Origin of the sequence: Rhodanobacter thiooxydans LCS2, from assembly GCF_000264375.1 — a bacterium.
Classification (GTDB): Bacteria; Pseudomonadota; Gammaproteobacteria; order Xanthomonadales; family Rhodanobacteraceae; genus Rhodanobacter; species Rhodanobacter thiooxydans.
This window is the reverse complement of sequence record NZ_AJXW01000095.1, coordinates 1-14,833: the sequence shown is the minus strand read 5'-3', so window position 1 is coordinate 14,833 and position 14,833 is coordinate 1. Positions and strand designations below refer to the sequence as shown.

Annotated in this window: 11 protein-coding genes; 7 read left to right on the top strand and 4 right to left on the bottom strand. The window is 68.4% G+C overall.

Going from position 1 to position 14,833, the window contains the following annotated elements:
* Genes UUA_RS16350 through UUA_RS16340 form a run of 3 tightly spaced genes read left to right on the top strand, consistent with a single transcriptional unit; the run spans nucleotide 1 to nucleotide 1,581 of the window.
* The gene (locus UUA_RS16350) at nucleotides 1–732 is read left to right on the top strand and encodes a MotA/TolQ/ExbB proton channel family protein (RefSeq protein WP_008438864.1); all 732 of its coding nucleotides are present in this window, start codon (nucleotides 1–3) and stop codon (nucleotides 730–732) included.
* A gap of 11 nt (nucleotides 733–743) precedes the next feature.
* A complete protein-coding gene (locus tag UUA_RS16345) occupies nucleotides 744–1,166 on the top strand; it encodes an ExbD/TolR family protein (protein WP_008438862.1) in 423 nt (140 codons plus the stop codon).
* A 4-nt stretch (nucleotides 1,167–1,170) separates the two neighbouring features.
* Nucleotides 1,171–1,581 (top strand): ExbD/TolR family protein, encoded by a 411-nt coding sequence (locus UUA_RS16340; protein WP_008438860.1) that lies wholly within the window; start codon nucleotides 1,171–1,173, stop codon nucleotides 1,579–1,581.
* Between the two features lie 73 nt (nucleotides 1,582–1,654).
* On the opposite strand, the gene UUA_RS16335 is transcribed toward UUA_RS16340, so the two are convergent.
* A complete protein-coding gene (locus UUA_RS16335) occupies nucleotides 1,655–2,398 on the bottom strand; it encodes a pyridoxine 5'-phosphate synthase (RefSeq protein ID WP_008438858.1) in 744 nt (247 codons plus the stop codon).
* Nucleotides 2,399–2,475: 77 nt separating this feature from the next.
* Nucleotides 2,476–3,120 (bottom strand): 4'-phosphopantetheinyl transferase family protein, encoded by a 645-nt coding sequence (locus UUA_RS16330; protein WP_008438857.1) that lies wholly within the window; start codon nucleotides 3,118–3,120, stop codon nucleotides 2,476–2,478.
* A gap of 77 nt (nucleotides 3,121–3,197) precedes the next feature.
* Here UUA_RS16330 and UUA_RS16325 point away from each other — a divergent pair, with 77 nt between their 5' ends.
* On the top strand, nucleotides 3,198–6,686 hold the full coding sequence (locus UUA_RS16325; RefSeq protein ID WP_008438856.1) for a hybrid sensor histidine kinase/response regulator: 3,489 nt from the start codon (nucleotides 3,198–3,200) through the stop codon (nucleotides 6,684–6,686).
* Between the two features lie 173 nt (nucleotides 6,687–6,859).
* On the opposite strand, the gene UUA_RS16320 is transcribed toward UUA_RS16325, so the two are convergent.
* Both UUA_RS16320 and acs read right to left on the bottom strand, forming a co-directional pair.
* Nucleotides 6,860–7,537, bottom strand: a complete 678-nt coding sequence (locus tag UUA_RS16320; RefSeq protein WP_008438850.1) for a response regulator transcription factor — start codon at nucleotides 7,535–7,537, stop codon at nucleotides 6,860–6,862.
* 102 nt (nucleotides 7,538–7,639) lie between these two features.
* Nucleotides 7,640–9,580, bottom strand: a complete 1,941-nt coding sequence (acs, locus tag UUA_RS16315) for an acetate--CoA ligase (RefSeq protein WP_008438848.1) — start codon at nucleotides 9,578–9,580, stop codon at nucleotides 7,640–7,642.
* 224 nt (nucleotides 9,581–9,804) lie between these two features.
* Here acs and UUA_RS16310 point away from each other — a divergent pair, with 224 nt between their 5' ends.
* The 3 genes from UUA_RS16310 (at nucleotide 9,805) to UUA_RS16300 (ending at nucleotide 14,823) form a co-directional block, all read left to right on the top strand.
* Entirely contained in the window at nucleotides 9,805–11,190 is a 1,386-nt protein-coding gene (locus UUA_RS16310; protein ID WP_039954312.1) for a porin family protein, read from the top strand.
* A 160-nt stretch (nucleotides 11,191–11,350) separates the two neighbouring features.
* Nucleotides 11,351–13,021 carry an MFS transporter gene (locus UUA_RS16305; RefSeq protein WP_008438846.1) on the top strand — a complete coding sequence of 557 codons (1,671 nt, stop codon included), beginning with the start codon at nucleotides 11,351–11,353 and terminating at the stop codon, nucleotides 13,019–13,021.
* A 128-nt stretch (nucleotides 13,022–13,149) separates the two neighbouring features.
* On the top strand, nucleotides 13,150–14,823 hold the full coding sequence (locus tag UUA_RS16300) for an AMP-binding protein (protein ID WP_008438845.1): 1,674 nt from the start codon (nucleotides 13,150–13,152) through the stop codon (nucleotides 14,821–14,823).
* Nucleotides 14,824–14,833: the final 10 nt, after the last annotated feature.

The window sequence follows — 14,833 nt, the reverse complement described above, 5'->3', positions numbered from 1 at the left end:
ATGGGTGGCAATACCAACGCCGAAGCCATGAAACAGATGGGCTTCGACAACCTGATCCAGAACTTCGACTGGCTCGGCTGGGTCGTCTTCGTGACCCTGGTCGCGATGTCGTTCCTGTCGTGGTACTTCATCATCGCCAACGGCATCCGCAACGCCACGGTGAAGGCCCGCGCCGAAAAGGTCATCAACGGCTTCTGGGGCAACGGCTCCACCCAGGACGCGATCCGCGAACTCGAGGCGCAGCCGCGCAGCGAGCCGTTCTCCAAGATCGCGCTCGACGCCGCTTCGGCGGTCGCCCACCACCAGCAGGCCACGGCGGCAGCCGGCACCACCGGTCGTCTGGCCGAGTCGCTGAGCCGTTCGGAGTTCATCGACCGTGCCCTGCGCCAGGCCGTGGCCCGCGAGAGCCTGCGTCTGGAAGGCGGCATGACCCTGCTCGCCACGGTCGGCTCCGCCGCGCCGTTCGTCGGTCTGCTCGGTACCGTGTGGGGCATCTACCACGCGTTGATCCGCATCGCCGCTTCCGGCAACGCGTCGATGAACGCGGTGGCCGGCCCGGTCGGCGAGGCGCTGATCATGACCGCCTTCGGTCTGTTCGCCGCGATCCCGGCGCTGTTCGCGTACAACTTCTTCAGCCGTTCGAACCGCGTGGTCTACGCCCGCTTCGACGAATTCGCGCACGATCTGCACGACTTCTTCGCCACCGGTTCGCGCGTCGAAAGCCAGAAGTGAGGGATTGACCCATGGCTGTCAGCCTAGGTGGCAATTCCGGCGGTCCGATGTCGGAAATCAACGTCACGCCGCTGGTCGACGTGATGCTGGTTCTGCTGATCATCTTCATGATCACGGCTCCGCTGATGTCGCACTCCATCACGATCGATCTGCCTACGGCCAACCCGAAGACACCGGATTCGGAAATGTCGGTGCCGCCACTGGATCTGGCGGTCAAGCAGGATGGCAGCACGTACTTCAATGACCACCTGGTCACCGAAGCCGAGCTGCGGGCGCAGTTCGCGGTGAGCGCGCAGAGGTCGCCGCAGCCGGAGCTGCAAATCCGCGCGGACAAGAACACCGAGTTCAAGATCGTGAAGAAGATCATCGGCGACGCCAAGGATTCGGGCATGGTGCATGTTGCTTTCATGACTACCGACGCGCCGAAGGAGTAACCAGATGTCCTTCTCTACCAACACCAGTGGACCGATGTCGGAGATCAACGTCACGCCGCTGGTCGACGTGATGCTGGTGCTGCTGATCATCTTCATGATCACGGCACCGGTGCTGGCGCATCGCATCCAGGTCGACCTGCCGCAGCCGAATCCGAATCAGCCGCCGCCGACCAATCCGGCCGAACCGATCCACCTGAAGATCGACCAGGCCGGTGCGCTGTACTGGAACGATATTCCGGTGGACGAGTTGGGCCTGAAGGCGCAGCTCGCGGTGATCAGCCAGCAGTCGCTGAACAACCAGCCGGAGATCCAGATCGCTGCAGCCGACGCGGTGGCCTACGAGCACGTGGCGCGGGTGTTGGCGGCTGCGAAGAGCTACAAGCTGGTCAAGATCGGTTTCACCGAGAACTTCTGATCGGTCGCCGCCACGACAACGTACCCCCCCGCCTTGCGCGGGGGTTTTCTTTTGGGGCGCCGGCGTGCCCGGCTCAGCGCAGGATTTGCAGGTAGTTGCGCACGGTGGTGGCCAGCCCCTCGTACAGCGCCTCGCCGATCAGCGCATGGCCGATGGAAACTTCGGCCAGGCCAGGGATGGCCGCCTTGAACGTGCCCAGGTTGGCCTGGCTGAGGTCGTGCCCGGCGTTCACCGCCAGCCCGGCCTGCTGGGCGCGGCGCGCGGTTTCGGCGCACGCGGCCAGCGCTGCCGCGGGCCGCCCGTCGGCAAACGCCTCGGCATAGGGGCCGGTGTAGATCTCGACGCGCTGCGCGCCGATCGCGGCGGCGAGCTCGAAATCCTGGCTGCCGGCGTCGACGAACAGGCTGACCCGGCAACCCAGCTCGCGCAGCTCGCCGACCAGCGGACGCAGCTGCGCGAGGTCGCGGCGCAGGTCGAAGCCGTGGTCGGAGGTGATCTGGCCATCGCCGTCGGGCACCAGGGTGACCTGGGTGGGCCGCACCTCGCGGGCCAGCGCGACCAGCCCGGGGTAGGCGCCGCGGGCGGCGGCGAACGGGTTGCCCTCGATGTTGTACTCCACCCGCCCGCGCAGCATCGCGGCCAGCGCACGCACGTCGTCGGGATGCACGTGGCGCAGGTCCGGCCGCGGATGCACGGTGATGCCGCCGCAGCCGCTCTCGATGCAGGTCTGCGCGGCGCGGCAGATGTCCGGTTCATGGCCGCCGCGCGAATTGCGCAGCACGGCGATCTTGTTGAGATTGACGCTGAGCAGGGTCATGACGGAAGGACGATCCTCGGCGGTGGGCAATCGATGGGGCGCACGGGCCGGTCGATGGGCCAGAAACAGTGCGCCGATCAGCCGCCGCTGGCAAGCGTGCCGAGGCGGATCCGCCGCTCACCGCCGCGCCAGGCCAGCGCCGCGACCAGGCCGTGGTCGAGCGCCAGTCGCTGCAGTTGCCAGGCGTCGGCGTCGTCGCCCTGCAGCCGCCGCAGCTGCAGCTGCCCCTCCACACTGGCGATGCTGAGCCGATGCAGGCCGTACGCGAGGCCGCGGCCCAGTGCCTTCAGCACCGCTTCCTTGGCGGTCCACAGTTCGAGGAAGGCGACGCTGCGCTCGGCCTCCGGCAGCACCGCCAGTGCCGCCGCCTCCTCGGCGCTGAAGAAGCGGCGGGCGAGTTCTGCGGCGTGCTGGCGCGGGCGCAGGCATTCGAGGTCGATTCCCGGTGCGACGTGCCGGGCCACCGCGACCAGGGCATGGTCGCCGCTGTGCGACCAATTGAAGTCGAGCGAGGGATCCAGCCCGGCGGCGAGCGCGGGGCGGCCATGTTCGCCTTCGCGCAGCAGCACCCGCTCCGCCGTGGTACCAAGGTAGGCGGCCAGCAGTGCGCGCAGCGGGGCGCGCCCACCCGAGCGCCGGTAGTCCAGCCGCCACACGTGAATCTCGTCATCGTGCAAGTGCTCTGCTACGTTGGCGAGTGTCGATACGGGCGCGGCGATCATGCGCGCATGGTGCCGCTGGCGTCGCCCTGGCACAAGCGCAGGCGCGCCCGTCGATGGTCCGGCCGGGAGAAGGTGACTTGATTCAGGGGTGGCTGCTGCTGCTGGTTTCGTTGCTGTACGTCGGGCTGCTGTTCGTGGTGGCCTACGCCGGCGACCGCCGGCCGCTGTACCCGCGCCAGCCGCGGCTGCGGCCGATCGTCTACAGCCTGGCGCTGGCGGTGTACTGCTCGTCATGGACTTTCTACGGCGCGGTGGGCACCGCCGCGCGCGACGGCCTGGCCTACCTGCCGATCTACCTCGGCCCGATCCTGCTGTTCCTGTTCGGCTACGGCCTGCTGCGCCGGCTGGTGCAGACGGTGAGGCAACGCAACATCACCTCGATCGCCGACTTCATCGGCGCGCGCTTCGGCAAGTCGCACGGGCTGGCCGCGCTGGTGGCGGTGATCGCGGTGGTCGCGGTGGTCCCGTACATCGCGCTGCAGTTCAAGGCGGTGGCGATGTCGTACGGCGTGCTCGGCGGAGTCAGGCACGGCCTGGTCACCGCTGGCGGCGTCGACAGCGCGCTGTGGTGCGCGGTGCTGCTGGCGGTGTTCGCGATCCTGTTCGGCACGCGCAGCATCGACGCCACCGAGCACCATCACGGCATGATGCTGGCGATCGCGCTGGAGTCGCTGATCAAGCTGCTCGCCTTCATGGCGCTGGCCGGTTACGCGCTGTGGCAGGGGCCGGGCCTGGCCGAGACGGTGCAGCGGCCGGTGGCCCAGCTCAGCCACGGCCTGTCGCCAGGCTTCCTGGCGCAGACCATGCTGGCGTTCTGCGCCATGTTCTGCCTGCCGCGCCAATTCCAGATCGGCATGGTCGAGTGCGAAGATACCGGCGACCTCCGCCGCGCGCGCTGGATGGTGCCGCTGTACCTGGTCATCGTCAGCGTGGCGGTGTTGCCGATCGTGGCAGCCGGCGCGCACATGCCGCTGCTGCGCGACGGCACCGCCGATGCCTGGGTGCTGACCCTGCCGATGGCGCACGGCGACCGCGGCATGGCGCTGCTGGCTTTCATCGGCGGCTTCTCGGCGGCTACCGGCATGGTGATCGTGGCCTCGGTGGCGCTGTCCACGATGATCAGCAACGACCTGGTGATGCCGGCGCTGCTGCGCATCCGCGCGCTGCGGCTGGAACAGCGCAGCGACCTGTCGCAGCTGGTGCTGGGCGTGCGCCGGGTGGCGATCGTGCTGCTGGCAGCGATGGCCTACGCCTACTACCGCGTCGCCGCCAACGCCGAGAACCTGGCAGCGACGGGCCTGCTGGCGTTCGCCGCGGTGGCGCAGTTCGCGCCGGCGCTGATCGCCGCGCTGTACTGGCGCGGGGCCAGTCGTCGCGGCGTGATCGTCGGCCTGGCCGGCGGCTTCGCGGTGTGGCTGTATACCCTGCTGCTGCCGGCGCTGATCCGCTCGGACGACTGGCTGCGGCAAGGCCCGTTCGGCTGGGATTGGCTGCGCCCACAGGCGCTGTTCCACCTGAGCGGCTGGGACCCGGTGATGCACGGCACGTTCTGGTCGCTGCTGGTGAACGTGGGCTGCCTGGTGTTCGTGTCGCTGCGGCTGCGGCCGAGCCTGGAAGAGCGCCTGCACGCGGCGGTGTTCATGGATGCCGACCCGGCCAGCCGCGGCGGCAGCGGCGACTGGCGCGGCCGCGTGGCGGTGGCCGACCTGCGCACCATCGCCGAGCGCATCGTGGGCGAGCGCAGCAGCGCGCGCGCCTTCGACGAGTATGCACAGCGGCGCAGCAAGCCGCTGCTGGCCGGCGAGGCGGCCGACCGCGCGCTGATCCAGTACACCGAGCGCCTGCTCGCCTCGGCGGTGGGCGCGGCCAATGCGCGGCGCATCCTGATCAGCGCCCTGTCCGGCAGCGGCCTGGACCTGGCCGAGTCGATGGCGCTGCTGGACGAGGCGTCGCAGGAACTGCGCTTCAATCGCGAGCTGCTGTCCACCACGCTGGAAAACGTCTCGCAGGGAATCAGCGTGGTGGACGCGCGGATGCACCTGGTGGCGTGGAACCGGCGCTACCTGGAGCTGTTCGATTACCCCGACGGCATGGTGCACGTGGGCGTGCCGGTGGCCGAGCTGATCCGCTGGAACGCCGAGCGCGGCGAGTGCGGCCCGGGCGAGGTCGAAGCGCACGTGGCCAAGCGTATCCAGTACATGCAGGCCGGCTCGACCCATCTGTTCCAGCGCGTGCGTCCGGATGGTACGGTGATCGAGCTGCGCGGCCGCGCGCTGCCCGGCGGCGGCTATGTCACCACTTATACCGACGTCACCGCATACAAGCACGCCGAGCAGGCGCTGATCGAGGTGAACGAGACGCTGGAGCAGCGCGTGGAGCAGCGCACCGCCGAACTGTCCGAGGCGCTGGCCGCCACCGCGCAGGCACGCCGCGCGGCGGAAACGGCGAACATCTCCAAGACGCGCTTCCTCGCCGCCGCCAGCCATGACCTGCTGCAGCCGCTCAACGCGGCGCGCCTGTTCACCTCGGCGCTGCGCCAGCATCCCGGCCTGGACGCCGAGGCCAGCGGGCTGGCCGAGCGCATCGACGCCTCGTTCCGCGCCGCCGAGGACCTGCTCGACGCGCTGCTGGACGTCTCGCGGCTGGACGCCGGCAGCTACCATCCGGAAGTCGGCGCGTTCGCGCTGGCCGAGCTGTTCGACTCGCTGAAGGCGCAGTTCGCGGTGATCGCCGAGCGTCGCGGCCTGCGCCTGCGCGTGGTGCCTACCGGCCTGGCGGTACGCAGCGACCCGCAGCTGTTGCGCCGCATCCTGCAGAACTTCCTCTCCAACGCGCTGCGCTACACCAGCAAGGGCAGCGTGCTGCTGGGCGCGCGGCGGGTGGGCGCGGACAAGGTGCGCATCGAGGTGTGGGACTCCGGCCCGGGCATCGCGCCGGAACAGCGCGCGCGCATCTTCGGCGAATTCCAGCGGCTGGAGCAGCCTTCGCCGTGGGGCGAGAAGGGCCTGGGCCTGGGCCTGTCGATCTGCGATCGCCTGGCCTGCATCCTCGATCATCAGCTCGACCTGCATTCGCGGGTCGAACACGGCAGCTGCTTCGCGGTGACCGTGCCGCGCAACGAGGCGGTGCCGGTGCGTCGCCAGCGCGTGCAGCGCGGCGGCACCGACAAGCAGCTGCCGCTGACCGTGCTGTGCCTGGACAACGACGCGGCCATCCTCGATGGCATGCGCGCCCTGCTCAGCCGCTGGGGTGTCGACTGCCGCATCGCGCTCGACGCGGCGCAGGCGCGCGATGAGCTGCGCCGTGGCCCGGTGGATCTGATCCTCGCCGACTACCACCTCGCCGAGGACACCGACGGCCTGCTGGCGCTGCAGCAGCTGGCCAGGGCGATGGGTGAACTGCCGCCAGTGGCGATGATCACCGCCGACGGCAGCAGCGAGCTGAAGCAGCGCGCCCGCGCCCTCGGCTACCCGCTGCTGCACAAGCCGGTGCGCCCCGCCGCGCTGCGCGCGCTGCTGACCGCGCTGGTGCGCAAGCAGGGGGAACCGGCGGGTTCAGCGGAGTAGCGGGCCGGATCGCACTCATCCCTCCGGCGTCGACGCGATGGTTGACGTTGAAGCCACGTCAAACGCGCACACCGCACCGGCGTTGTGCGCGGCACGGCTCGTGCGTCAGGCGGCCGGCTCGCCGGGCGAGATGTCGATGCGCTTGCTGGCCGCGACGCCGTTGCACATGTCGCTCACTCCCCGTCCTCGTCTCCGGACATCGGTTGCATCGTGCCGGGCTCTACCGCCAGCTGGCTGGCGGCCAGCGCGACCTGGGTGCGGTTGTTGACGCCGAGCTTGCGCATGATCGCGGTCATGTGCGCTTTCACGGTGGCTTCGGAGACGCCCAGTTCCCAGGCGATCTGCTTGTTGAGCAAGCCCTCGGCAATCATGGTGAGCACGCGGAACTGCTGCGGGGTGAGTGCGGCGATGCGCGCGGCGGCGTCGGCTTCGTCGGGCTTGAGCTCGGCGCTGCCGCCGACCAGTTGCGGCGGCAGCCAGATGTCGCCGTCGAGCACGACGCGGATCGCCGTCACGATGCTTTCACCCGAACTGGATTTCGGGATGTATGCCGACGCGCCGTGCGCCAGCGCGCGCCGCGCCACCTGTGCTTCCTCATGGCCGGAGACCACGATGGTCGGCAGCCCCGGGTACTGGCCGCGGATGTGCGCCAGCGCGGAGTAGCCGCGCGCGCCGGGCATGTGCAGGTCCAGCAGCAGCAGCTCGGCGTCGGGGAACTGCTCGATCAGGCCGAGCAGGGTGTGCACGCTGTCGGCGTTGTGCACGCGCGCCTGCGGCAACGCGACCAGCACCGCGCGCTGCAAGGCATCGCGGAACAGCGGGTGGTCGTCAGCAATCAGGATGTCGGTCATGGTGAGGGAATAGGGAGTGGGGAATAGGGAATAAGAGAGCGGTGTTCGCGAGACGCGTGTGCTTGCACAGCGATTCCCTATTCCCTATTCACGATTCCCTGCTTATTTGATCAACCGCTCGTCGACCAGGTTCTTCACCACGCTGGGATCGGCCAGGGTGGTGATGTCGCCGAGCTGGTCGGGCAGATTCTCGCCGATCTTGCGCAGGATGCGGCGCATGATCTTGCCCGAGCGGGTCTTCGGCAGGCCGGGCGCCCACTGCAGGTAGTCTGGCGTGGCGATCGGGCCGATCTCCTTGCGCACCCAGGCGATCAATTCCTTGCGCAGTTCGTCGCTGCCGCTTTCGCCCGCGACCAGGGTGACGTAGGCGTAGATGCCCTGGCCCTTGATCTCGTGCGGGCAGCCGACCACGGCGGCTTCGGCTACTTTCGGGTGCGCCACCAGCGCGCTTTCCACCTCGGCGGTACCGAGGCGGTGGCCGGACACGTTGATCACATCGTCGACGCGGCCGGTGATCCAGTAATAGCCATCCTCGTCGCGACGCGCGCCGTCGCCGGAGAAGTAGTTGCCGGGGTAGGCGCTGAAGTAGGTCTCGATGAAGCGCTGATGGTCGCCGTAGATGGTGCGCACCTGGCCGGGCCAGGAATCGGTGATCAGCAGGTTGCCCTCGGCCACGCCTTCCTGCACGGTGCCTTCGGCGTCGACGATGGCCGGCTTCACGCCGAAGAACGGCAGCGTCGCCGAGCCGGGCTTGGTGGCGATGGCGCCGGGCAGCGGCGAGATCATGATGCCGCCGGTCTCGGTCTGCCACCAGGTGTCGACGATCGGGCAGCGCTCGTCGCCCACCACGCGGTAGTACCACTCCCACGCCTCCGGGTTGATCGGCTCGCCGACCGAACCGAGCAGGCGCAGCGATGCGCGCGAGCACTTCTTCACCGGCGCCTCGCCCTCGCGCATCAGCGCGCGGATCGCGGTGGGGGCGGTGTAGAAGATGGAGACCCGGTGCTTGTCGATCACCTGCCAGAAGCGACTGTGGTCGGGGTAGTTCGGCACGCCCTCGAACATCACCGTGGTGGCACCGTTGCACAGCGGGCCATACACCACGTAGCTGTGGCCGGTGACCCAGCCGACGTCGGCGGTGCACCAGTAGATGTCGTCCTCGCGCAGGTCGAACACCTGCTCGTGGGTGTAGCTGATGAACACCAGGTAGCCGCCGGTCGAATGCTGCACGCCCTTGGGCTTGCCGGTGGAGCCGGAGGTGTATAGCACGAACAGCGGATGCTCGGCCTCGACCGGAGTCGGCGGGCAGTCGGCCGACTGGCCTTCCATCAGGGTGTGCCAGTAGCGGTCGCGCGGCGACTGCATGTGCACCGCACCGCCGGTGTGGCGCACCACGATCACGGTTTCCACGCTGTTGGTGCCGGGCCGCTCCAGCGCCGCGTCCACGTTGACCTTGAGCGGGATGTGCTTGCCGGCGCGCAGGCCCTCGTCGGCGGTGACCACCACCTTGGCCTGCGAGTCGGCGATGCGCCCGGCCAGCGAGTCGGGCGAGAAGCCGCCGAACACCACCGAGTGGGTGGCGCCGAGTCGGGCGCAGGCCAGCATCGCCACCGCTGCCTCGGGGATCATTGGCAGGTAGATCGCCACGCGGTCGCCCTTGGCCACGCCCAGGTGCTTCAGCGTGTTGGCGAACTTGCACACCTCGGCGTGCAGCTCGCGGTAGGTGATCTTGCGCGAATTGTTCGGGTCGTCACCCTCGAAGATGATCGCCACCTTGTCGCCGCGCTTGGCCAGCTGGCGGTCGAGGCAGTTGGCGGACACGTTGAGCTCGCCGTCCTCGTACCAGCGGATGTGCAGGTCCTTCGGGTCGAAGGAGACGTTCTTGATCTTCGTCGGCGGCTTGATCCAGTCCAGGCGCTGGCCGATGCGGCCCCAGAAACCCTCCGGGTCGCTGACCGACTCGGCGTACAGGCGCACGTAATCGTCGTGGCGCAGGCGCGCGGCGGCGGCAAACGAAGGGTTGACCGGATAGATCTTGGACATGGCTGGGCTCCTGCTGGCTCGGCATGGAAGATGGCAACGGGGATACCGCGGCGGGCGCAGGCAAGTGCCCGTCGGCGTGCACGTTTCGAGTGTAGCCCGATCGCCGTGGAGGTGGCGTCGCGCCGCCGTCTCGACTTTGGTCGAAGTTCGACCAATGGCGAATAGTCGCTCGCGCCGCAGCATGGCCATGCTCGACCCGTCATCGACCTCGGGGAGACGCACGCATGACCCAACGACATACCCATCGTTACTCCGCGCTTGCCCTGAGCATGGCTTGCGCGCTGATGCTTCCGCTGGCCGGCCACGCGCAGGACAACGCGCGTGAGCAGCAACTCGAACAGCGTGTGGCGCAGCTCGAGCAGCAGTTGAACGAGTTGAAGGCAATGATCCAGGCGCAGAAGGCCGCGCCCGCCCAACCCGCGCCGCAGGCGGCGCCCGCGCAGAACGTGGCGGCGGCAGCTCCGGCGACGCCGGTGTTCAGCAGCGCGCCGGGTGTGTCGGTGGCGCTGCACGGCTTCGTCAGCGCCAGCGTGTTCAGCCAGAACAAGAGCTTCACCTACGGCAACGGGCAGAACGCGCTGTTCCCGATTCCCGGCTCGAAGGGCTCGCTCTCCGGCGTCGACGTGCGCAACACGCGCTTCTGGCTCGACTTCAAGGGCGCCAAGTTCGCCGGCAACTGGAGCGGCGGCGGGCGCATCGAGATGGACTTCTTCGGTGGCTTCAACGGCACCGGCGCGTACAGCCAGCAGCAGCCGACGCCGCGCCTGCGCCAGGCCTATATGGACCTGACCAACCCCGAGACCGGCACCACCGTGCGCATCGGCCAGCAGTGGGATCTGATGTTCCCGGTCGACAACTCGCCGACCTCGCTGGCGCACATCGCGTTCCCGCTCGGCTTCGGCTCCGGCTACGTCGGCTGGCGCTTCCCCGGCGTGGTGGTGATGCAGGACCTCAACCACGGCAGCACCGGTGCGCAGTGGCGGCTCGACGTGGGCGCGTTCGAAGGCACCTGGAGCGGGCCCGGCAACAACGTCAACTACCTCACCGCCGGCAGCGCCGGCTTCCGTCCGCAGGTCGAGGCGCGACTGCACGTGCAGGACAAGAACTGGCTGGCGTACTTCGCCGCGCACTACAGCAAGGTCGACCTGCGCGGCGTGGGCGGCACCGCGCCGACGCCGATCAAGTCCGACGTCAAGAGCGTGGGCTATGAGATCGGCGGCCAGTGGAAGCCCGGTCCGTGGACATTCAAGGGACTGGCCTACGCTGGCAAAGGCCTCGGCGAGATCTTCGGCGCTATGTCGCAGTTCGGCGACATCAGCGAACGCGGCGGCTTCGTGCAGGCGGGCTACAGCTTCACGCCGAACTGGAGCCTGTACGCCTTCTACGCCTACAGCAAGCCGGACAGCAAGGACGTGATCGCCTGGATGGGCAACGGTTCGACCGGCCTGCTCCGCAATCGCCAGACGGCATTGAGCCTGCAGTACACCGCCGGTTCGTATGACCTCAGCGCCGAATGGATGCACGACAAGCTCGACTCCACCAGCAACGGCGTGGATCGCAAGACCACCACCGGCAACCAGTTCAGCCTCAACGCGCTCTATCGCTTCTGAAAGTCGCGGCGGCGTGCCAGGTGCACGCTGCCGCTGATCACCTCCCGTCGCGTCGGGAGTATGACGAGGTGCGGTCCGGTACGAGGGACGAACCGCATCTCCCCATTTCTCCCCAGGCTTCCTGGGAGAGGCATCTCACTATCTCGGGAGGGGAAACACCATGGCCACAACAGCCATCGACGCCATTGGCGGCAACGCCAGCGGCAAGCTCGACGTCAGCCACAAGCGGGTGATCCTGGCGTCCAGCCTGGGCACCGTGTTCGAGTGGTACGACTTCTACCTGTACGGCTCGCTCGCCGTGATCATCGGCCACCAGTTCTTCTCGGGGTTGAATGAAGCGAGCCAGCTGGTGTTCGCGCTGCTCGCGTTCGCCGCCGGCTTCGCGGTGCGCCCGTTCGGCGCGCTGGTGTTCGGCCGGGTCGGCGACCTGGTCGGGCGCAAGTACACCTTCCTGATCACCATCGTGATCATGGGCCTGTCCACCTTCTTCGTCGGCCTGTTGCCCAGTTACGGCTCGATCGGGGTGGCGGCGCCGGTGATCCTGATCGCCCTGCGCATGCTGCAGGGCCTGGCGCTGGGCGGCGAGTACGGTGGTGCCGCCACCTACGTGGCCGAGCATGCCCCGCCGGGCAAGCGTGGCCTGTACACCAGCTTCATCCAGATCACCGCCACCTTCGGCCTGTTCCTGTCGCTGCTGGTGATCCTGGGCTGCAAGTGGCTGCTCGGCGACAAGTTCAACGACTGGGGCTGGCGCATCCCGTTCCTGCTGTCCTCGCTGCTGCTGGCGATCTCGGTGTACATCCGCCTGCAGCTGGCCGAATCGCCGGTGTTCAAGCAGATGAAGGAGGAGGGCAAGCAGTCGAAGGCGCCGCTGACCGAATCGTTCGCGCGCTGGGGCAACCTGAAGCTGGTGATCCTGGCCCTGCTCGGCGCCACCGCCGGCCAGGCCGTGGTGTGGTACTGCGGCCAGTTCTACGCGATGTACTTCCTCGGCAGCACGCTGAAGATCGATGCCACCACCACCCAGCTGCTGATCGCCGCGGCACTGCTGATCGGTACGCCGTTCTTCGTGTTCTTCGGCTGGCTGTCGGACAAGATCGGCCGCAAGCCGGTGGTGCTGGCCGGCTGCCTGCTCGCCGCGCTGACCTACTTCCCGATCTTCAAGGGGCTCACCCACTACGGCAACCCGGCGATCGAGGCGGCCAGCGTGTCGGCGCCGGTCAAGGTGCAGGCTGATCCGGCCGGCTGCAGCGTGCAGATCGACCTGATCGGCAAGAAGGTTTTCACCAGCTCCTGCGACGTGGCCAAGAGCTACCTGGCCAAGCGCGGCGTGCCGTACGAGAACGTCGCCGCGGCGCCGGGCACGCTGGCGGTGGTCTCGATCGGCGGCCAGGACTTCCCCGCGTTCGAGGGCGGCGCCCTGGCCAAGGCCGACTTCACCGCGCAGAGCAAGGCGTTCGGCGACAGCGTCGGTAAGGCACTGGCCGATGCCGGCTACCCGGCCAAGGCCGATCCGGCGCAAACCAACGTGCCGATGGTGATCCTGCTGCTGACCATCCTGGTGCTCTACGTGACGATGGTCTACGGGCCGATCGCCGCCTGGCTGGTGGAGATGTTCCCCACCCGCATCCGCTACACCTCGATGAGCCTGCCGTACCACATCGGCAACGGCTGGTTCGGCGGCTTCCTGCCCTCGGTGTCGTTCGGCATCGTGGCGGCCACCGGCAACTTCTACGCAGGCCTGTGGTACCCGGTGGCAATCGCGGCGATGACCTTCGTGATCGGCATGCTGTTCGTGCGCGAGACCAAGGACGTCGACCTCCACGACTGAGGGCGGTCGCCGGAACGCGAGGAACGCAGCGGCGCGGGCCGCTGCGTTTTTCTTTGGCCGTGACGACCAGCGGCGGCGTTATGCTGGTGCCCGCGCGGCATGCCCAGAAAGATCCGAGGAGATCGCGCATGAGCGAGGCACCGAGCTACGTCCACGGCGCCAGCGTGCAGCCGCTGCTGGGCGACACCGTGGGTTCGCTGATCGACCGCATCGCCGCTGCGCATCCCGGGCGGCCGGCACTGGTGGTGCGCGCGCAGGGTGTGCGCCTGAGCTATCGCGAGTTCCATGCCGAAGTGGAACGCGTCGCCGCCGGCCTGCTCGCACTGGGCCTGGTGCGCGGCGACCGCGTCGGCATCTGGTCGCCGAACCGGGCCGAATGGGTGCTGCTGCAGTTTGCCGCGCCGAAGGCCGGGCTGGTGCTGGTCAACATCAATCCCGCCTATCGCCTGCACGAGCTGGAGTACTCGCTGAACAAGGTGGGCTGCCGCGCGCTGGTGCTGCCGCGCCGCTTCAAGACCTCGCACTACCTGGACATTCTCGCCGAGCTGGCGCCGGAACTGGCAGTCAGCGCGCCCGGCCAGTTGCACGCGGCGCGGTTGCCGACCCTGCGCGAGGTGATCCTGCTCGACGACGAAGCGGCGCCCGGCATGCGCGGCTGGCGGCAGCTGGTGGCGTTGGGCGACGCCGCGGCGCTGGCGCGTCTGCACGCGGCGGAGCGCGAGCTGGGTTTCGACGACCCGGTCAACATCCAGTTCACCTCCGGCACCACCGGCGCGCCGAAGGGCGCCACGCTGACCCACCACAACATCGTCAACAACGGCTGGTTCATCGGTGAGGCGATGCGCCTCACCGAGCACGACCGATTGTGCATCCCGGTGCCGTTCTACCACTGCTTCGGCATGGTGCTGGGCAACCTCGCCTGCGTCACCCACGGCGCCTGCATGGTGATCCCGGGCGAGGGTTTCGACGCGCTGGCCACACTGGAAACCGTGGCCGCGGAAAAATGCACCGGCCTGCACGGCGTGCCGACGATGTTCATTGCCGAACTGGAGCACCCGCGCTTCGCCGAGTTCGACCTGTCGACCCTGCGCACCGGCATCATGGCCGGCTCGCCGTGCCCGATCGAGGTGATGCGGCGGGTGGTCGGCGAAATGCACCTGGGCGAGATCACCATCGCCTACGGCATGACCGAGACCAGTCCGGTCAGCTTCCAGACCGTGCCGGACGACCCGCTGGAGCGCCGCGTCGACAGCGTGGGGCGCATCCATCCGCAGCTGGAGGTGAAGCTGGTCGACGAGCGCGGGCGCATCGTGCCGCGCGGCACCCCGGGCGAGCTGTGCACGCGTGGCTATTCGGTGATGCTGGGCTACTGGGAAGACGCCGAACGCACCCGCGAGGTGATCGACGAGGCGCGCTGGATGCACACTGGCGACCTCGCCACGCTGGACGCGGACGGCTATTGCCGCATCGTGGGCCGACTCAAGGACATGATCATCCGCGGCGGCGAGAACATCTCCCCGCGCGAGGTCGAGGAGTTCCTCTACACCTATCCGAAGGTGCTCGACGTGCAGGTGTTCGGCGTGCCCGATGCGAAGTTCGGCGAGCAGGTTTGCGCATGGATCCGCCTGCGCGACGGCGCCACCGCCAGCGTGGCCGAGATCCAGGATTACTGCCGCCACCACCTCGCCTACTACAAGGTGCCGCACTACGTGCGCTTCGTCGACGCGTTCCCGATGACGGTGACCGGCAAGGTGCAGAAGTACCTGATGCGCGAGGCGATGGTCGCGGAACTGGGCCTGTAGGAGCGCACCC

Coding starts and splice junctions, on each gene's coding strand:
- UUA_RS16350 (WP_008438864.1), top strand. CDS start 1: ATGGGTGGCAATACCAACGCCGAAGCCATGAAACAGATGGGCTTCGAC.
- UUA_RS16345 (WP_008438862.1), top strand. CDS start 744: ATGGCTGTCAGCCTAGGTGGCAATTCCGGCGGTCCGATGTCGGAAATC.
- UUA_RS16340 (WP_008438860.1), top strand. CDS start 1,171: ATGTCCTTCTCTACCAACACCAGTGGACCGATGTCGGAGATCAACGTC.
- UUA_RS16335 (WP_008438858.1), bottom strand. CDS start 2,398: ATGACCCTGCTCAGCGTCAATCTCAACAAGATCGCCGTGCTGCGCAAT.
- UUA_RS16330 (WP_008438857.1), bottom strand. CDS start 3,120: ATGATCGCCGCGCCCGTATCGACACTCGCCAACGTAGCAGAGCACTTG.
- UUA_RS16320 (WP_008438850.1), bottom strand. CDS start 7,537: ATGACCGACATCCTGATTGCTGACGACCACCCGCTGTTCCGCGATGCC.
- acs (WP_008438848.1), bottom strand. CDS start 9,580: ATGTCCAAGATCTATCCGGTCAACCCTTCGTTTGCCGCCGCCGCGCGC.
- UUA_RS16310 (WP_039954312.1), top strand. CDS start 9,805: ATGACCCAACGACATACCCATCGTTACTCCGCGCTTGCCCTGAGCATG.
- UUA_RS16305 (WP_008438846.1), top strand. CDS start 11,351: ATGGCCACAACAGCCATCGACGCCATTGGCGGCAACGCCAGCGGCAAG.
- UUA_RS16300 (WP_008438845.1), top strand. CDS start 13,150: ATGAGCGAGGCACCGAGCTACGTCCACGGCGCCAGCGTGCAGCCGCTG.